Raw genomic sequence first — 17,769 nt, 5'->3', positions numbered from 1 at the left:
GCTGGATGTCCCCGTCGCGCCCGGTCAGGGCAACGTCACCCGAATGCCCCATCCGCCAGGCAACCCCCGGTCCCCCCATGTCACGGTGGCAACATCTCTCCCTGCTGCCGCCGAGACCGGAGCAAACGCCATGGCCGACCTGCAGGATGAACTGCCCGACACGAGCCACGTCCACGTGGGCCCCGGCTCCCTCGGAGCCGAAGACGTCCCCGCCCCCACCCCCACGGCGGCGATCGGCATCGGCGGCGCCCTCGAACGGGCCGCCGAGCTGCTGACCGTGCACCCCGTCGCGGACGGGTGCAACACCCTCGTCTGGACGCTGCGCCAGAGCCCGTACCACGACATCGACACCCCGGACGTCGGGGTCGACACCGACATCCCGCGGCTGCGCGCCGGGGGAGTGGGTGCCCAGTTCTGGTCGCTGCTCGTGCCGCCGGGCCGCCCCCAAGAGGCCGCGACCCCCGACCAGGTGGTGTCCGACACCCTCGAACAGATCGACGTGGCGCTCTCCCTGATGCGCCGCTACCCCGACAGCCTGTGCCTCGCGCTGACCGCCGACGACATGGCGGACGCCCACAACCGGGGCCGGATCGCCTCGTTCCTGGGCCCCGTGCCCGGCCGTACGCTGACGGACTCGCTGGGCGCGCTGCGCGCGTTCCACGCGCTGGGCGTACGGATCCTCGCGCCCGCCGGAGCGCCCTGGGCCGAGGCCGAGGACGGCCTGACGGCCTTCGGCCACGAGGTCATCAAGGAGATGAACCGGCTGTCGATGCTGGTGGACCTGACCGGCTGCACCCCGGTGGCCGCCTGCCAGCTCGCGGGCGCCTCCAAGGCTCCGGTGGTCATCTCGAACACCGCGGCGGCCGCGCTCAACCCGCATCCCGACAACGTGACCGACGAGGTGCTGCTCGCGCTGCGGGAGGCGAACGGGCTGGCGATGGTCACCTTCGACACCGCGCGGACCGGGGACTCCCTGCACGCGGTCGCGGACCACGTGGACCACGTACGGGACGTCGCGGGCCCTGAATGCGTCGGCCTCGGAGCCGCCTTCGGCACCGAACCGGGCCGCCCCCGGCCGACCGGGCTGACCGACCCCTCGGGCTACCCGAGGCTCATCGCCGAACTGCTCGACAGGGGCTGGTCGGAGGCCGACGTATCACTGCTGACCTGGGGCAACGCGCAGCGGGTGCTACGCGACGTGGAGTTCACCGCCCGCGCGGCCCAGCACCGCCGAACCGCCTAAGCCGAGCGCCCGGGACCGGCGACGGGGACGGAGAGGGGGACGGGTGAGACCGTCGCCCTCCACAGCCGGACGCCGGACCACACCGTGGCGTGGAGCAGGATGCCGTTGCGGGCGCACAGGAGGAAGGTGCCCAGGGGTGTGCTCGCCAGGATGTCCGTCCCGTACATCACGGGGAAGATCAGATTGGTCAGCGCGGTGGCGACCACCACCAGCCACGCGATCGGGCGCTGCGTGGTGTTCTTCGAGGTCAGGCAGACCGCGGCGAGGCCGAGCAGCCAGATCAGGTACTGCGGGCTGAGCACGCGGCTGGTGACCGTGAACACCATGACGGCCCAGAGCGCGGCGTCCAGCGGGGTCGCGGTCGTCCACCGCCTGGCCCTGACGCGCCACAGCAGAAGCAGTACGAAGCCGGCCACCGTCAGCGCGAGCGAGGCACGCGCGACGGCGGCGACGTACGGCCCGGTGTACTCGAAGGCCCCGTACTGGAAGGTGATGTCACCGGGCCAGACGTCGATGACCCGCAGGAACATCAGCACGGATCCGCCGAGCGACTCGATCTGGACGCCCCGGTCCCCCTGGTTGCCCAGGAAGCCGAGGGTGTCGCGGAAGAGCAGCGCGAAGACGGCGAGCAGCGCGACGCACGACACGGCGGCCGCGACGACGGCATCCCGCGTGGACTTTCCGCGCGGGGTGCCGAGCAGCGTGAGCAGCGGCCACACCTTGACCATGGCGCCGATGCCCGCGACCACGCCGCCGAGGCGGGGACGGAAGCGCAGGCAGAGCAGCGCGCCCACGGCGAGCAGGGTGACCTGTACGTCGTAGCGGGCGAACGGGGTCGCCATCAGCAGCGGCAGCGCGCCGAGCCACAGCACGGCGCCGGCCATGCTGCCGTCGGAGCGGCGGGCGGCGCGGCAGAGTCCGACCAGGACCAGGCCGTCGCAGAGCACCGTGAGGGCGACGAAGGACTGGAAGTAGGTGAGGAAGGGGAGCAGGTCGGGCGAGAGGAAGATCGCCGCGGCCGCCGGGGGGTACTGCCACATGATGTCGTTGTGCGGCATCGTGCCGGTGACCAGCACGTTGTACCAGTTGTGGTACGTCGCGGTGACCTCGACGCGGACTATGTCCGAGCTGTGGAACCCCCGTACGAGCATGATCACCATCACGGCCCGGGTGGCCGCCCAGACGCCCGCCGTGGCGACGAGGGCGCTGCGGCGGCGCGGCGGCGATGCCGGCGCGGCGGCGGTGGGGTGGGGCCGGAGGCCGCTCGTGGTGGTCACCGGCGGGAGTCTACCCATGGCCTCAGCTGGCGCAGAGGCACACCGGGTGACCTGCGGGGTCGGCGTACACGCGCCAGGAACGGCCCTTGTCGTCGGCGTCGAGGGGCCTGGCGCCGAGGGCCAGGATCCGCTCCTCCGCCGCGTCGAGGTCCTCGACGGTCAGGTCGAGGTGGAACTGCTGCGAGCCGTCGGGGGACGGCCAGCGCGGCGGGACGTGCCCGGGGGCCTGCTGGAAGGCGAGCGGCGTCCCCTCGTACCCGGCGAGGTCCACCCAGGTCTCGTCCTGGGGGGCGGGCGTCGCGCCGAGCAGTTCTCCGTAGAAGGTGGCGAGGGCGAGCGGGTCGGGGCAGTCGAGGACGACGGTGCCGAGCTTGGCGATGGCCATGGCGCACTCCTTACGACTTACGACGGGTGATCAGCGCCACCCTAAGGGCCCCTCCAGCCCGTCCCCTTCAGCCCGTCCGTCCCCTTCAGCCCGTCCGGCGTTTGAGGACCGGGTCCGGGCAGAGCCCTGGGGGTACCTCCCAGCGGTAGCTGGGGGAGGAACGGTGGAAGGGCGGGGAGGGGCCAGAACACGACAGCGGCAGCCGAGGCCGGGCCCGGCCTGGGGCCGGCTGCCCTGGCCCCGCGCCTGAGGCGCCGCCGGGTCGGGGTCGCGCCGGCGGGGCCCCGCCCCAACCGACCGCGTCCAAGCCCCGCAGGGTCAGGCCCGCGGCCGCCCCATCGCCCGGTACGTCCAGCCCGCGGCCCGCCACAGCCCCGGATCCAGCGCGTTGCGCCCGTCCAGCATCAGGCGGTCCGTGACGACCTCACCGAGCGCGACCGGGTCGAGGTCGTCCCGGAACTCCCGCCACTCGGTCAGGTGCAGCACGACCTCCGCCCCCCGCGCCGCCTCCAGCGCCGAGTCCGCGTACCCCAGCGTCGGGAAGACGCGCCGCGCGTTGTCCATGCCCTTCGGGTCGTAGACGGTGACCTGCCCGCCCTGCAAGTGGATCTGCCCGGCCACGTTCAGCGCGGGCGAGTCCCGCACATCGTCCGAGTCCGGCTTGAAGGTGGCGCCCAGCACCGCGACCCGCTTCCCCAGGAAGGAGCCGCCCACCGCGTCCCGCGCCAGCTCGACCATGTGCCCGCGGCGCCGCATGTTGATGGAGTCGACCTCCCGCAGGAACGTCAGCGCCTGGTCCGCGCCCAGCTCACCGGCCCGCGCCATGAAGGCCCGGATGTCCTTCGGCAGGCAGCCGCCGCCGAAGCCGATCCCGGCCCGCAGGAACTTCGCGCCGATCCGCTCGTCGTAGCCGATGGCCTCCGCCAGCTTGACCACGTCACCGCCCGCGGCCTCGCACACCTCGGCCATCGCGTTGATGAAAGAAATCTTCGTCGCGAGGAAGGAATTGGCGGCGGTCTTCACGAGCTCGGCGGTCGGGAAGTCGGTCACCACCAGCGGAGTCCCCTCCGACATCGGCGTCTCGTACACCTCGCGCAGCAGCTTCTCGCCGCGGTCGCCCTGGACGCCGATCACGACCCGGTCCGGGTGCAGGGTGTCCTGCACCGCGAAGCCCTCCCGCAGGAACTCCGGGTTCCAGGCCAGCTCGACCTCGTCGCCCGCCGGGGCCAGCGCCGCCAGCTTCGCCGCGAGGCGCTCCGCCGAGCCCACCGGCACCGTGGACTTGCCGACGACCAGGGCCGGCCGCGTCAGGTGCGGGGCCAGCGATTCCATCGCGGAGTCCACGTACGACATGTCACACGCGTACTCGCCGTGCTTCTGCGGCGTGTTCACGCACACGAAGTGGACGTCACCGAAGGCGCCCACCTCCTCCCAGGAGGTGGTGAACCGCAGGCGGCCCGTCGAGCCCGGCAGCCCGGCCACGTGCGAGGCCAGCAGTTCCTCCAGCCCGGGCTCGTACATCGGCACCCGGCCGGACGCCAGCATCTCGATCTTCTCCGGCACCACGTCCAGGCCCAGCACCTCGAACCCCAGCTCCGCCATCGCCGCGGCGTGCGTCGCGCCGAGGTAGCCGGTGCCGATCACGGTGATCTTGAGGGCCATGCGTGCTCCAGAGGTGGCGGGGCGATTGCGGCAACCGAGCATAGTCGGCCACGCGGACGGGGACGCTCTCCGGGGAATCACAACTTCCGCAACCGCTGTCACACAGCTGTCACGCAGCTCACGTAGGCGTTACATATCGCAGCCGGGACCCCGGCCACTAAGATTTGGGTTACTTAACGGTAGTTAGCATCTGGGGAGTGAGAGATCTTGGCGGGTTCTGCCGACTTCGACCTGTACCGCCCGGCCGAGGAGCACGACATGCTCCGCGAGTCCGTCCGCTCGCTCGCCGAGGCGAAGATCCTGCCGTTCGCGGCCGCGGTCGACGAGGAAGCCCGCTTCCCGCAGGAGGCCCTCGACGCCCTCGTCGCCAACGACCTGCACGCCGTCCACGTGCCGGAGACCTACGGCGGCGCCGGCGCCGACGCCCTGGCCACCGTGATCGTGATCGAGGAAGTGGCCCGCGTCTGCGCGTCCTCCTCCCTCATCCCGGCCGTGAACAAGCTCGGCTCGCTCCCGGTGATCCTCTCCGGCTCCGAGGAGCTCAAGGCCAAGTACCTCGGCCCGCTGGCCAAGGGCGACGCGATGTTCTCGTACGCCCTCTCCGAGCCCGAGGCGGGCTCCGACGCGGCCGGCATGAAGACCCGCGCGGTCCGCGACGGCGACCACTACATCCTCAACGGCGTCAAGCGCTGGATCACCAACGCGGGCGTCTCCGAGTTCTACACGGTCATGGCGGTGACAGACCCTTCGATGCGCTCCAAGGGCATCAGCGCCTTCGTCGTCGAGAAGTCGGACGAAGGCGTCTCCTTCGGCGCGCCCGAGAAGAAGCTCGGCATCAAGGGCTCCCCGACGTGCGAGGTCTACCTCGACAACGTCCGCATCCCCGCCGACCGCATGATCGGCGCCGAGGGCACCGGCTTCGCCACCGCCATGAAGACCCTGGACCACACCCGCATCACCATCGCGGCCCAGGCGCTCGGCATCGCGCAGGGCGCCCTGGACTACGCCAAGGGCTACGTCCAGGAGCGCAAGCAGTTCGGCAAGCCGATCGGCGACTTCCAGGGCGTGCAGTTCATGCTCGCGGACATGGCCATGAAGATCGAGGCCGCCCGCCAGCTGACGTACGCGGCCGCCGCCAAGTCGGAGCGCGTGGATTCCGACCTCACCTTCTTCGGCGCCGCGGCCAAGTGCTTCGCCTCCGACGTGGCCATGGAGGTCACCACGGACGCCGTCCAGCTCCTCGGCGGCTACGGCTACACCCGTGACTACCCGGTGGAGCGCATGATGCGCGATGCCAAAATCACGCAGATCTACGAAGGCACGAACCAAGTCCAGCGCATCGTCATGGCTCGCAACCTTCCGTAGCCTGAAAATCCGACCGTAACCGCAGCTCAGAGGCACCCTTCGGGGTGCCTCTGCCGTTTTCCCCTACCGGCCGGCCGATGTGTTCCCTCCTCGCCGTGCTGGCCAAATGCTGGCCTACCGGTCCCGGGATCCCCGATCCTCTCTCCTTGCCGCATCGACCCTCCCGGCGTCGTTGCGCGGTGATATCCGTCGAGAGACATGAAACCCGGCAGCAGCCGTGTGTTGGGTGGTAGGTTCTGTGTCGTGCCGGGAGAGGCCCGGTACACGGCGGCTGGCGTGTGTCGTGAGCTAGGTTCCTGGCATGGCGGAAACACGACCGGACATCGAATGGCCCGACGGATGGAGGCTCGACCGAGGGCGGCTCGTGTTCGAGATGGACTTGCAGGGGTGGGGCGTTGCTGTAGTCAGCGATCTCGGGGCACCGTGGGACGGTCCGACCTGTTTGGAAGTCACCGCGCACGACGTTGAGTCAGCGATCGAGACGGACGGCATCACTGCCGAGTTGCTGCGCAAGCTCCCCATGGGAGAGATCCGCAAACAGCTCAAGCAGATCCGAGCGCAGCTCGGCCATGCCGTGGGGCCAGTGGGCTCGGGGACAGTTCTCGAACGAGTCGAGACGGACCTTGAGTACGCGTTGATGTCCCGTGAGTATCTCCGTCTCACGGAACAGGGCTTCCGCAGTCCCATCGCCCGTCTCGCGGATGGGTGGGGGGTGAGTCGGAACACGATCAGTGGCCGCATCCGTCGTGCGCGCGCCATGGGCTTCTTGGACGGACCGAAGGGCAAGCCTGCCGATCGGCTCACCGAGAAGTCCAGGCGGCTACTGGAGGGGCAGAGTGGCGAGGTCGTGGATCAACCCGGCTAAGAACGGCGAGGGCTGGACGGTCTTCTGGTACGACCCGGACGGCAAACAGCGTCAGCAAACGCTGAATCTCAAGCAGGACGCGGACGCGGTACGCGCCAAGATCCAGCGGGAGCTTGATCTTGGGGTGTTCGGCGGTGTCCGCCTGAGCAAGGAATCGCTCGCGTCGGTCTTTGAGCGGTGGGCAACAACCCGCGGCGTTGAGAACAGCAGCGTCAAGCAGTACCGGACGATTCTCAACCGCAGCATCATCCCGTTCTTCGGCTCACGCTCCATCGCGGCGATCAAGTTGTCGGACGTGCAGGAGTGGATCGCGTGGATGACCGCCACGTACAGCTACAAGGAATCGACCCTCCAATTCAGGCTGAATATCCTCAGGTCCGTGTTCACGTGGGCGGTCGAGGGCGAGCTGATCGGCCGGAACCCCTGCAAGGAGGCCAAACTTCCAGGCAGCCGCGCCAAGGCGCGGCGCGTTCAGAAGGCAGAAGTAATTGTGCCCAAGCTGGAGGACGTACTCGCCATCATCAACGAGTCGTCGGCGCGCTATCGCGGAATGCTCTGGCTCATGGTCGGTTGCGGCTTCCGTCTCGGCGAAGCCATGGGCATCAGCCGTGACCGGATTGACTTCAAGGCCAAGATGATCACTGTTGACCGGCAGGTCGCCGGTGACCGAGACACAGGAACGGGCAAGTACGGAGGTCAGCAGTTGCGCCACATCAAGTGGCGCGATGAGGACGACCACGGGCGTCAGGTTCCGCTCCCGGACACCGTGGCCCTGGCTCTGAGGCGGCACCTCAAGCAGTACGGAACATGGGGTCCAGACTTCCTGCTGTTCAGCAACATCACACGGACCGGTTTCCTGTACCCCGAGTACTGGTACCAGAAGATCTGGATGCCCGCGCTGGCAGGGGCGAAGGTCGCGTACTTCCGTTCGCACGGCCTGCGGCACTTCTACGCGTCTGCGCTGCTCGCCCAGGGAGTTCCGATGACCGAGGTTTCCGCCTGGCTCGGCCACTCGTCGGTGAGTGTCACCGAGCAGTACTACGCCCATCTCATGCCCGACGCCCCAGACCGTGGCCGGCAGGCGATCGACGCAGCCCTGGCCCCTGCTCTACCTGCGGTGGAGGATGAGGAGAGCCCGGTGGAAGAGGTCGCGTGACGCCTCGGCGCTGTCAAGGGGGCAGGACACGGCCCTCACTTTGACGGTCTATTGGCGCGTATCGGTACGAGTGGGGCCGGAAGGGGGCTTTGGGAAGCCGCCTTGGTGGTCGGGGGGTGTTGCGGATGGGCTAGGTTTGGGGCTCCTTATGACCGATCCGCTTGGGGGGAACCTGTGACGGAAGCGATCCTGCTGGTCGGCGGGCAGGGGACGCGCCTGCGGCCCGTCACGGTGAACACCCCCAAGCCGATGGTTCCGGCGGCCGGTGTCCCGTTCCTCGCCCACCAGATAGCCAGGGCCGCCGCGGCCGGTGTCACGCACATCGTGATGGCCACCTGCTACCTCGCCGAGGTCTTCGAGCCCTACTTCGGCGACGGATCCGCCTTCGGCCTCAGCCTTGAGTACGTCGTCGAGGACGAGCCGCTCGGTACCGGCGGTGCCATCCGCAACGCCGCGCGGCGCCTGGCCGGCGGGCCGGACGAGCCCGTTCTCGTCTTCAACGGGGACATTCTCACCGGCCTGGACATCGCCGGCCTGGTCGCATCCCACCGGGCGGCAGACGCGGACGTCTCCCTCCACCTGGTGCGGGTCGAGGATCCGCGCGCCTTCGGGCTGGTCCCCACCGACTCCGAGGGGCGGGTGCTGGCGTTCACCGAGAAGCCGCAGACGCCCGAGGAGATCATCACCGACCAGATCAACGCCGGCTGCTACGTTTTCCGCCGCAGCGTCATCGACTCCATCCCCGACGGGCGCCCCGTGTCCGTCGAGCGCGAGACCTTCCCCGGCCTGCTCGCCTCCGGCGCCAGGCTGCACGGGGTCACCGAGGACACGTACTGGCTGGACCTCGGCAAGCCCGAGTCCTTCGTCCAGGCCTCCGCCGACCTGGTACGCGGAGTCGTGTCCTCCCCGGCCGTCCCCGGCCCCCGCGGCGAGGCCCTGGTGCTCCCGGGCGCGAAGGTGGCGGACGGGGCGCGGCTCTCGGGCGGCACCGTGGTCGGCGCCGGCGCCCGGGTCGAAGCGGGCGCCGTGGTCCAGGGGTCCATCGTGCTGGACGGGGCCACCGTCGGCGCGGACACGCGGGTGACCGCCAGCCTGATCGGCGCAGGCGCCTCGGTCGGCTCCCGCACGGTCCTGGACGGCGCGGTCATCGGCGACGGCGCCGTCGTCGGCTCCGACAACGAACTGCGCGCCGGGGTCCGGATCTGGTGCGAGAGCGAACTCCCGCCGGGATCCGTCCGGTTCTCCTCCGACCGCTGATCTCCGGCGTACGTACCGGCTCCCGAGGTACGGGAGCCAGCTCGGCCGCCGCCCGTCAGCGGTTCGAAGTGACCGTGACCTTCTGGTCGTTCTGGATCTGCTTCACCAGCTCCCGCACCTTGGCCTTGTCCCAGATCAGGTTGCCGCCGCGCTCGCCGGAGATCGGCATGTTCATCGAGACGCCGTCCCCGCCGCTGATGCCCTTCATCGCGAAGAACATTTCGCCCAGGTCGAACAGGGACATGTCCTTGTCCACGATCAGCGTGTCCAGGCCGGCGCCCAGCGTCGGGTAGAGCTTGAACGGGTTGACGATCGTGCCCGGGGTGGCCGCCTGGCCGGCGAGCGCCGACAGGAACTTCTGCTGGTTCTTCGTACGCTGGAGGTCCGACTCCGCGAAGGCGTACCGGGTGCGTACGTAGGCCAGGGACTGCTCACCGTTCAGGGTCTGCTTGCCCGACTTGAAGTCGGCGCCCGACTTCTCGTCCTTGAAGCCCTTCTCGATGTCCAGCTCCACACCGCCCAGCGCGTCCACGATGTTCGCGAAGCCGGCGAAGCCGATCTCCGCGTAGTGGTCGATGCGCAGCCCGGTGTTGAACTCCACCGTGCGCACGAGCAGTTCGGGGCCGTCGTCCGCGTACGCCGCGTTCAGCTTGGTCCGCTTGCCCTTGCCCGGGAACTTCTTCCCGGACTCGGAGCCGACGAAGGAGGGGATCTCCACGTCCGAGTCGCGCGGCAGCGAGACCATCGTGTTCCCGCTGGAGCAGGCCGCCAGGATCATCATCGAGTCCGTGCGCTTGCCCTCGGCCGAACCCGTGTGGAGCTTCTTCTTCTCCTCGGCGGACATGCCCTCGCGGCTGTCGGAGCCGACGATCAGGTACGTCGTGCAGTCGCCCTCCTTCGGGCGCTCGATGACCTTGGAGAGATCGACCTCGCGGCGCACCTTGGAGTCGGCCCAGAAGTAGGTGCCGATGGTGGTGACGAGCAGCGCGGAGACCAGCACGATCGAGCCGACCTTGATCCGCCGGCCCCAGTTCGGGGCGGCGGCGGGCGTGCGCCCGGGGTGCGGCTGCTGCGGTCCACCAGGACCACCAGGGCCACCAGGCCCGCCGGGGCCTCCCGGGCCCGGGCCGCCCGGCTGCCTGCCCGGGGCGCCGGCGGGGCTGCCGTAGACCTGGCCCGTGTTGTAGCCGCTGTCGTAGCCGCCGTACGTGTCCGGGCCCTGCGCCTGCTGCGGCGGTACGCCGGGGCGCCGGGCCGGCGGCGGGACCGCCGGCGGCGCGGGGCGACGCGGGGCCTGCGGCGGCTGCTGCTGCCGCTGGACGTGCCGCATCCGCCGCGGGCCCTCCGGCTCCGCCTGGGCGCTGCCGCGTCCGTACCCGTCATCGCGGCGGCCGCGGTCGTCGCGGTCGCCGGCCCACCCTTCTGGCCAGTCATTCATGTGCCCAAGGATGCCTGGCCAGGGGCTCCGTCCGACAGCCCGGGGGGAGGTTCGTACCGGGGCTGTTGCAGAGCTGATGCATCCAGGACGGCTCTAAGGTGGCTGTATGACAGAGATACCGGGCGAACTCCCCGGGAAGCCGACCTCGGCTGCCCGCACCACCCTCAGCCACATCATGACCGCCAACGACACCAACCTCCTCGGCACCGTGCACGGCGGCGTGATCATGAAACTGGTCGACGACGCGGCGGGCGCCGTGGCCGGCCGCCACTCGGGAGGTCCGGCGGTCACCGCGTCCATGGACGAGATGGCCTTCCTCGCCCCGGTCCGGGTCGGGGACCTGGTCCACGTGCGCGCGCAGTGCAACTGGACCGGCCGCTCCTCGATGGAGATCGGCGTACGCGTCCTCGCGGAGCGCTGGAACGAGTCCACCCCCGCCACCCAGGTCGGCAGCGCCTACCTGGTGTTCACCGCGGTCGACGCCGAGGGCAAGCCCCGCACCGTCCCGCCGGTCCTCCCGGAGACCGAGCAGGACAAGCGCCGCTACCAGGAGGCCCAGATTCGCCGCACGCACCGGCTCGCCCGGCGTCAGGCGATCATGGAGCTCCGCGAGCGCCGCACCGCCGAGGGGCTCGACGACTGAGCCGCGCCGCCGAGGGGCCCGACGGCTGAGCGGGCCGCCTCGACCGAGCGGGCCGCCTCGACCGAGCGGGCCGCATCGGCCGAGCCGGCCGCCTCAGCCGCCGCAGACCACCTGATCGCCCGTGACCACGCCGACGCCGCCGCCCTGGTACGGGTCCTCCGCCCGCACCGGGACCACCTTCTTGTAGTCCGTGCCCGCGATCACCAGCACCGTCCGCCCCTGCCCCGTCACCGCCCGCAGCTCGCTCCCCGGCAGCGCGGTCGACACCGTACGGGCGGAGCGGTCCCAGCGCGGGTCGTACGAGATCACCGTGCGCCTGACGTCCCGGCTGGCCCCGTTCCCCGGGGCCCGGGTGGTGTCGAAGCCGGTGGCGCGCAGGGCCGAGTCCACCCGGCCGCCCAGCCCGTCGATCCGCGTCCCGTTCTCCACCTGCACCCGGATCTGCTGCGGTGCCACGTCCACCGGCACCGCCGTGTGCCGGGCGGCCGCGGCCCGCCCCGGCGGCCGGGCGGGGGCGAGCGGCCGGTCGGCCCGGAGCGCCTCGAACAGCTTCGCGGCCTTCTGCTCGTCCCACTTCACCGTCGAGCCGATGCCCTTGACCCGGTACGAGGGGTCGCCGATCGGCACCGACGCGAATTCGGAGGAGGAGGGCGTGAAGTCCCGCATCGCCTGCCCCAGCGCCAGCATCTGCTCCGAGCCGAAGCCCCGGTCGGCCCGCACCGAGCCCAGCAGCGTGGAGCTGACCTGCTTGAACTTCACCGGGTTCAGCAGCATCCCGCCGCCGGTCGCCTCCTCGACCAGGGCGGCGACGAACCGCTGCTGGCGCTGGATCCGGCCGAGGTCCGAGGCCCCGTCCACATGGCGCGAGCGCACGTACTGCAGGGCCTGTCCGCCGCTCAGCCGGTGGTGGCCCGGCAGCAGATCCAGGCCGGTGTTGGGGTCGCGCATGGTCTTGGCGGTGCAGATGTCCACGCCGCCCATCGCGTCGACCGTCTTCATGAAGCTGGTGAAGTCCACCTCCAGGTAGTGGTCGATCTTCACCCGGGTCATGCTCTCGATCGTGCGCACGGTCAGCCCCGGCCCGCCCTCCGCGTACGTCGCGTTGAGCTTCATGGGGTGCGCCTTGTGCGCCTTCCCGGTCACCAGATCCCGGTGCGCGGGCACTTCGGCGTAGCTGTCCCGGGGCAGGCTGACCACGCTGGCCCGCTCCCGGTCCGCCGAGATGTGCACCAGCATGATCGTGTCGGTGCAGTGGCAGGGCGCCCCGCCCAGCCGGTACTCGCGCTTCTCCTCCGGGCTGATCTTCTCCCGCCCGTCGGTGCCGACGAGCAGGACGTTCATGCCGTGTCCGGCCCGCGGGCGGTTCTTCATGTCCTTGAACGGGTCCACCCGCTCGATCCCGGTGTCCAGGCCGGTCATCACGGCGTGCCCGATGGCCCCGGAGCCCAGCACCACCACCGACAGCCCTGCCGCGATCCGCACTCCCCACCGGGGCCTGTCACCCCGGCGCCGGGCCCCGCCGCCGCTCGGCCGCGCACGCTGCGGCTGAGGTCGCCTGGCGGGACGGGTGGGACGGTGCGGCTGGGGCACGGTGGACACCTCCGCGGGAGCAGCAGGGGCAACGGATCAGGCTCGCCGGATGGGATTTTTCAGAACGGTAGGCCCATACGATCAGCGTCTGTCCGTACCGCTCGTCCGGCGCGCACCCGGTTCCCCCGTACGCGGTAACGTGACACCGGTACCCGACCTCGAAGGACGACATGCCCGCCCAGCAGCCCGCAGTCTCGGTGATCATGCCGGTACTCAATGAGGAGCGCCACCTGCGTGACTCCGTCCGGCACATCCTCGGACAGGAGTACGCAGGCGAGATGGAGGTGGTGATCGCGCTCGGGCCGTCCACGGACCGCACCGACGAGATCGCCGCCGAGCTCGTACGCGAAACCGCCTCCGAACGCGCTCGCGTCCACACCGTTCCGAACCCCACCGGACGCACCCCCGCCGCCCTCAACGCGGCGATCAAGGCCTCGCGTCACCCCATCGTGGTACGTGTCGACGGCCACGGGATGCTCTCGCCGAACTACATCGCCACCGCCGTCCGCCTCCTGGAGGAGACGGGCGCGCAGAACGTCGGCGGCATCATGCACGCCGAGGGCGAGAACGCCTGGGAAGACGCCGTCGCCGCCGCGATGACCTCGAAGATCGGCGTCGGCAACGCGGCCTTCCACACCGGCGGCCAGGCCGGCCCGGCCGAGACCGTGTACCTCGGCGTCTTCCGCCGTGAGGCCCTGGAGCAGCAGGGCGGCTACAACGAGGAGTTCATCCGCGCCCAGGACTGGGAGCTGAACTTCCGCATCCGCGAGGCCGGCGGGCTCATCTGGTTCTCGCCCGAGCTGAAGGTCCAGTACCGCCCGCGGCCCTCCGTGCGGGCGCTCGCCAAGCAGTACAAGGACTACGGGCGCTGGCGGCACGTGGTGGCCCGCTACCACTCCGGCTCCATCAACCTGCGCTACCTGGCCCCGCCGGCCGCCGTCTGCGCGATCGCGGCCGGTCTCGTGGCCGGCGCGGCCCTGACGCCGTGGGCGTTCGTGATCCCGGCGGGCTACCTCGCGGCGATCACCGCCGGTTCCGTCGCGGCCGGCCAGGGGCTCTCGCTCAAGGCCCGGGCGCAGATCCCGGTGGCCCTCGCCACCATGCACATGTGCTGGGGCTTCGGCTTCCTGACCAGCCCCCGCTCGCTCGCGAACAAGGTCATCGCCAGCCGCCGCCCGTCGGTCCGCGCGGACTCCGCGCCGGCCGGACAGGGCCGGTAGGCGACGGCCCGTAGGCGCTACGAACGACGAAACGACGAAGGGGCCCGGCGGACGAACTCCGCCGGGCCCCTTTCGCGTAGGAGCTGCCGCTACCAGGTGAAGCCTTCCTGGATCTTCATGCAGGCCTTGTCGTCGTCGCCGTTGAGCGGGCGCGCGGAGTCGGGGGCCTTGGTCGGCGCGGGCGGCGCCGGGACGGGCGCGTTGCCCGTCCGCCAGTCCTTGCCGACGAACAGGGTGATCCCGGGGACCTCGTCGGACTGCTGCACCGCATCGGCCGGCAGTCCGAAGGCGGTGGCCACGGCGGCCGCGTCACCGGCCTGCTCGGGCTTCGCGTAGCGGACCACCGTGGTGTCCTCGCCGCCGGCCATCTTGTCGGCGGTGGCCTTCGTGAAGCCCTTGCCGACGAGCAGCGCCACGATGTCGGAGGCCCGCCCCTTCACGTTGACCTGGGCGCCGTCCTTGCCGCCGGTGGCGTTGCGGACGGTGACGGGGATCTTCGCGGGCGGCGAGGCGGGCACGGCGGCCGAGGGGGATCCGGAGGCGGCCGGGGACTCGGCAGATCCGGCGGGCTGCTTGGCGGCGTCCTGGCCGTCGAGCGCGATGTCCTCGCGGACCATGCGGAACAGGTCCTCGGCCTCACCCGGCTTGGGCTCGACCCGGTCCCTGTCGTACGGGCTCTGGATCCACGGCATGGTGGTCATGGTGATCCGGCCCGTGGGGACCTTCTTGAGCTCCATGCTCAGGTCGTACAGCCGGTCGATCTTGTTCAGGCCGGGGTCCACCACCATCGCGTCGATCGCCGCCTGCGCCAGGCTGTTGAGCTTCACCGGATTGCTGAGCTTGGCGTTCTTGCGGAACTCGCGGGCCATGGAGTTCATGTACATGTGCTGGGCGTGCGTACGGCCGAGGTCGGTGCCGTCCTCGAACCCGTAGCGGGTGCGCAGCCACTGCAGCGCCTGCTCGCCCTGGATGAGGTTGTCGCCCTTGGGAAGCTTGAGGCCGGAGCCCTTGCCGTCCCGGGTGCGCGAGTGGACGTTCTCCTGGACGCAGACCGGGACGCCGCCGATGGCGTCCGCCATCGACACCACGCCCTTGAAGTCGATCATCATGAAGTGGCTGATCGGTATGCCCGTCAGCTCCTGCCAGGCGGCGACCGTGCAGCCGGGGCCGCCGCGGCTGAGCGACTCGTTGGTCTGCACGAGGCCCCTGCTGGCCGCGTGCACCTTGCCGTTGGGTCCCGGCTCGGTGCACTTGGGCATCTTGATCAACGTGTCGCGCGGCATCGAGACGACCGACATGTTGCTGCGGTCCGCGGACAGGTGCAGCAGCATCTGCACGTCGGCGAGCGGCGGGCCGTCGAAGGTGTCCCGGCCACCGCCGAGGTCCTGGTTCTCCTTGCCGTCGCGCGCGTCGGAGCCGATCAGCAGGATGTTCAGCGGGGTCTGCCCGAACGCGTTGGGCTTGGGGCCGCTCAGCTTGTTGTCGCCCAGGTTCAGGGCGTCCGTCTTGATGCTGCCGTTGAGGTGGCGGTAGTACAGGTATCCGGCGCCGGCCGTCCCGAGTATCAGGAACGCCATGGTGGAAGCCGTCCAGAGCAGTACGCGCCGCTTGCCCCTGCGGCGGCGGCCCGAAGGCGCCCGGCCGCTCTCGCTCCGCGGTGAAGGCACCGCGCCGGGCGTGCCCGATCCGCCGCCGGATATACCGCCGGCGGTCTGCTCGGGCGCACCCTCCCCCCGCACGCTGCTGTGCCTCACGCGTTCCCCCTCATGATGTTGTTGACTCGGTGGTGTGCTGTGCTCCGCGGCGCCGGTCCCGCCGGCCGCGGTCCGTCAGTCCTCGGTCACTTCGCGCAGATCGCCTTGTCCGCCTCGACGCGCTGGACGCCCTCGGGCACTTCCTGCGGCGCGCTCAGGGAGATGCCGGCCCCCTTGAAGTCCGCGCCGAGCGTCAGCTTCATCGGGGTCTTCGGCGCGGCGTCCGCCGCGGCGACCTTCAGCGCCGAGGCCGGCAGGCCCATCATGTCCGCCAGCGCCCGGGCCTGGTCGGCCTGGTTGGGCGCGAACTCCAGCTGGGTGGTCTCGACCTTGGCGGGCGCGTTGCCCAGGTTGCTCGCCTTGGTGACGCCCTTGTTGATCTGCAGCCAGGTCAGCGTGCTGGAGGCGGAGCCCGACGGGCCGCCGCCGTTGAAGATGTCCACCCGGACTTCGCCGGCCGGGGCCTTCTCGCCCTGGAGCAGAGCGTCCTGCTTGGCCTTGTCGGCGGCCTCGGCCGACTGCTTCGCGGCCTTCTCCTTCTTCTCGACCTCGGTGAGCGAGACATCGCCCCGGATCATCTGCAGCAGCGGATCGGCCTGGGACGGGCTGATCACGACGGTCGCCTTGACCCGCTCGGCCGGATTGTCGACCACCGGCAGGGTCGTGAAGGAGATGTTCTTGAGATCGATGTCCTTCAACTCGCCCGCGAGGTCGGTGAGTTTGTTGATACTCCCTATCCCCGAGTCCACGGTCAGCGACTTGGTCGCCACCTCCGCGAGGGAGAGGAACTTCTTCGGGCTGGTCAGCGTCTCCTTGGACTTCATCTGACGCATCATCGAGCCCAGGAACTGCTGCTGCGTCTTGATCCGGTCGAGGTCGCTCTGGTTGCCGAAGGCGTGCCGGGTCCGTACGAAGGCCAGCGCCTCCTCGCCCTGCAGCGTGTGCTCGCCCGCGGACAGCTTGAGCTTGGAGTCCTTGTCGTTGACGTCCTTGTCCAGGCAGACGGGCACACCTCCGACCGCCGTGCTCAGGTTCTTCACCGCGTTGAAGTCGACCATCATGAAGTGGTCGATCTGGATCCCGGTGATCTCCTTGACCGTGCGCATCGTGCAGCCCGGGTCCCGGCCCGCCTGCCCCAGGCTGGTGTTGAAGCGCACACCCTTCTCGCCGGGGATGTTCTTCGTCGACCCGTCGGGCTGCTTCGTCGGGCAGTCCGGGATGGTGGTGATCAGGTCGCGCGGGATCGACAGCGCGGTGGCGTTGCTGCGGTCCTTGGAGACGTGGAACAGGATCGTGGTGTCGGCGTGGCCGACGCTGTCCTTGTCCCCGTAGCCCTCGTTGCCCGCACCGCTGCGCTTGTCGGTGCCGATGACCAGGATGTTGACCGGCTGGTCCTTCTTGAAGCCACCGCTGCCCGCGTTGCCGATGTCGGTGACGTTGAGGTTGCCGTTGAGGTGGTCGTAGTACAAGTACGCCGCCACCGAGCCGCCGACCAGCAGGAACGCCAGCGTCCCACCGGTGATGACCAGCGCCTTCCGCCGGCCGCCGCCTCCCCCCTTGCGGGAGCGGCCGCCGCGCCGGCCGCCGGGCGGGGCGTCGCCGCGCCGCGGCTTGGGGACCACCGGCGACGGTGCCCCGGGGGCGTCGGGTGATGGTGCCTCGGGGGCGACGGGTGCCTTGCGGGCTCTGCGGGGGGCGCCCACGGACGGCCGCTGCTGCGCAGCGGAGCGGTCCAGTCGCAGTTCGTAGTTACCGGTGCGGGGGTTGAGCACCCACTGGTCTGCGGGGTCGATCTCGTCGGCCCGCCCACGGCTTGCTGCATCCACGGTTGCTCGAATCCTCCGTCGGTGCCTCACGAAGCGCCTCCCCCCAGGCGCTCGGTCAACGATCCGGCTGCTGGTGCACGGCCTCTTG

General features: G+C 70.4%; 14 protein-coding genes. 7 read left to right on the top strand and 7 right to left on the bottom strand.

Annotation, left to right across the window (positions count from 1 at the left end):
• Positions 1–130 precede the first annotated feature (130 nt).
• Positions 131–1,243 carry a dipeptidase gene (locus tag MTF65_RS16480; protein ID WP_243629462.1) on the top strand — a complete coding sequence of 371 codons (1,113 nt, stop codon included), beginning with the start codon at positions 131–133 and terminating at the stop codon, positions 1,241–1,243.
• On the opposite strand, the gene MTF65_RS16475 is transcribed toward MTF65_RS16480, so the two are convergent.
• From MTF65_RS16475 to MTF65_RS16465, 3 genes are all read right to left on the bottom strand, one after another.
• The gene (locus MTF65_RS16475) at positions 1,240–2,520 is read right to left on the bottom strand and encodes a glycosyltransferase family 87 protein (RefSeq protein WP_243629461.1); all 1,281 of its coding nucleotides are present in this window, start codon (positions 2,518–2,520) and stop codon (positions 1,240–1,242) included. The genes MTF65_RS16480 and MTF65_RS16475 overlap by 4 nt on opposite strands.
• Before the next feature lie 22 nt (positions 2,521–2,542).
• Positions 2,543–2,905: a VOC family protein gene (locus tag MTF65_RS16470; RefSeq protein ID WP_243629460.1), complete on the bottom strand. Its 363-nt coding sequence runs from the start codon at positions 2,903–2,905 to the stop codon at positions 2,543–2,545.
• Between the two features lie 318 nt (positions 2,906–3,223).
• Positions 3,224–4,567, bottom strand: coding sequence for a UDP-glucose/GDP-mannose dehydrogenase family protein (locus MTF65_RS16465; RefSeq protein ID WP_243629459.1), 1,344 nt, complete (start codon positions 4,565–4,567; stop codon positions 3,224–3,226).
• 207 nt (positions 4,568–4,774) lie between these two features.
• Here MTF65_RS16465 and MTF65_RS16460 point away from each other — a divergent pair, with 207 nt between their 5' ends.
• The 4 genes from MTF65_RS16460 to MTF65_RS16445 all read left to right on the top strand — a co-directional run bounded on the left by MTF65_RS16460 (position 4,775) and on the right by MTF65_RS16445 (position 9,210).
• Positions 4,775–5,932, top strand: a complete 1,158-nt coding sequence (locus MTF65_RS16460; protein WP_243629458.1) for an acyl-CoA dehydrogenase — start codon at positions 4,775–4,777, stop codon at positions 5,930–5,932.
• A gap of 301 nt (positions 5,933–6,233) precedes the next feature.
• Positions 6,234–6,797, top strand: coding sequence for a hypothetical protein (locus tag MTF65_RS16455; RefSeq protein WP_243629457.1), 564 nt, complete (start codon positions 6,234–6,236; stop codon positions 6,795–6,797).
• Entirely contained in the window at positions 6,769–7,953 is a 1,185-nt protein-coding gene (locus MTF65_RS16450; protein ID WP_243629456.1) for a site-specific integrase, read from the top strand. The genes MTF65_RS16455 and MTF65_RS16450 overlap by 29 nt, the downstream gene beginning before the upstream one ends.
• A 174-nt stretch (positions 7,954–8,127) precedes the next feature.
• Positions 8,128–9,210, top strand: a complete 1,083-nt coding sequence (locus MTF65_RS16445) for an NDP-sugar synthase (protein ID WP_243629455.1) — start codon at positions 8,128–8,130, stop codon at positions 9,208–9,210.
• 55 nt (positions 9,211–9,265) lie between these two features.
• On the opposite strand, the gene MTF65_RS16440 is transcribed toward MTF65_RS16445, so the two are convergent.
• Complete coding sequence (locus tag MTF65_RS16440) at positions 9,266–10,648, bottom strand: LCP family protein (RefSeq protein WP_243629454.1); 1,383 nt, start codon at positions 10,646–10,648, stop codon at positions 9,266–9,268.
• A 106-nt stretch (positions 10,649–10,754) separates the two neighbouring features.
• Here MTF65_RS16440 and MTF65_RS16435 point away from each other — a divergent pair, with 106 nt between their 5' ends.
• Positions 10,755–11,291 carry an acyl-CoA thioesterase gene (locus tag MTF65_RS16435; RefSeq protein WP_243629453.1) on the top strand — a complete coding sequence of 179 codons (537 nt, stop codon included), beginning with the start codon at positions 10,755–10,757 and terminating at the stop codon, positions 11,289–11,291.
• Positions 11,292–11,384: 93 nt separating this feature from the next.
• On the opposite strand, the gene MTF65_RS16430 is transcribed toward MTF65_RS16435, so the two are convergent.
• Positions 11,385–12,773 carry an LCP family protein gene (locus MTF65_RS16430; protein WP_308407179.1) on the bottom strand — a complete coding sequence of 463 codons (1,389 nt, stop codon included), beginning with the start codon at positions 12,771–12,773 and terminating at the stop codon, positions 11,385–11,387.
• Positions 12,774–13,051: 278 nt separating this feature from the next.
• On the opposite strand from MTF65_RS16430, the gene MTF65_RS16425 reads away from it, so the two are divergent.
• Complete coding sequence (locus MTF65_RS16425; protein ID WP_243629451.1) at positions 13,052–14,101, top strand: glycosyltransferase family 2 protein; 1,050 nt, start codon at positions 13,052–13,054, stop codon at positions 14,099–14,101.
• 89 nt (positions 14,102–14,190) lie between these two features.
• On the opposite strand, the gene MTF65_RS16420 is transcribed toward MTF65_RS16425, so the two are convergent.
• Together MTF65_RS16420 and MTF65_RS16415 are read right to left on the bottom strand one after the other, a co-directional pair.
• On the bottom strand, positions 14,191–15,678 hold the full coding sequence (locus MTF65_RS16420; RefSeq protein ID WP_374207242.1) for an LCP family protein: 1,488 nt from the start codon (positions 15,676–15,678) through the stop codon (positions 14,191–14,193).
• 263 nt (positions 15,679–15,941) lie between these two features.
• Positions 15,942–17,681, bottom strand: coding sequence for an LCP family protein (locus MTF65_RS16415; RefSeq protein WP_243629450.1), 1,740 nt, complete (start codon positions 17,679–17,681; stop codon positions 15,942–15,944).
• Positions 17,682–17,769: the final 88 nt, after the last annotated feature.

It is taken from the genome of Streptomyces sp. APSN-46.1 (assembly GCF_022815725.1).
Taxonomy (GTDB): Bacteria; Actinomycetota; Actinomycetes; order Streptomycetales; family Streptomycetaceae; genus Streptomyces.
This window is presented reverse-complemented; position numbering and strand designations above follow the sequence as displayed.

What these genes read in the sequence shown, in the direction of transcription:
- MTF65_RS16470 (WP_243629460.1), bottom strand. Translation starts at nt 2,905, where the DNA reads ATGGCCATCGCCAAGCTCGGCACCGTCGTCCTCGACTGCCCCGACCCG.
- MTF65_RS16480 (WP_243629462.1), top strand. Translation starts at nt 131, where the DNA reads ATGGCCGACCTGCAGGATGAACTGCCCGACACGAGCCACGTCCACGTG.
- MTF65_RS16440 (WP_243629454.1), bottom strand. Translation starts at nt 10,648, where the DNA reads ATGAATGACTGGCCAGAAGGGTGGGCCGGCGACCGCGACGACCGCGGC.
- MTF65_RS16435 (WP_243629453.1), top strand. Translation starts at nt 10,755, where the DNA reads ATGACAGAGATACCGGGCGAACTCCCCGGGAAGCCGACCTCGGCTGCC.
- MTF65_RS16425 (WP_243629451.1), top strand. Translation starts at nt 13,052, where the DNA reads ATGCCCGCCCAGCAGCCCGCAGTCTCGGTGATCATGCCGGTACTCAAT.
- MTF65_RS16465 (WP_243629459.1), bottom strand. Translation starts at nt 4,567, where the DNA reads ATGGCCCTCAAGATCACCGTGATCGGCACCGGCTACCTCGGCGCGACG.
- MTF65_RS16420 (WP_374207242.1), bottom strand. Translation starts at nt 15,678, where the DNA reads ATGGCGTTCCTGATACTCGGGACGGCCGGCGCCGGATACCTGTACTAC.
- MTF65_RS16455 (WP_243629457.1), top strand. Translation starts at nt 6,234, where the DNA reads ATGGCGGAAACACGACCGGACATCGAATGGCCCGACGGATGGAGGCTC.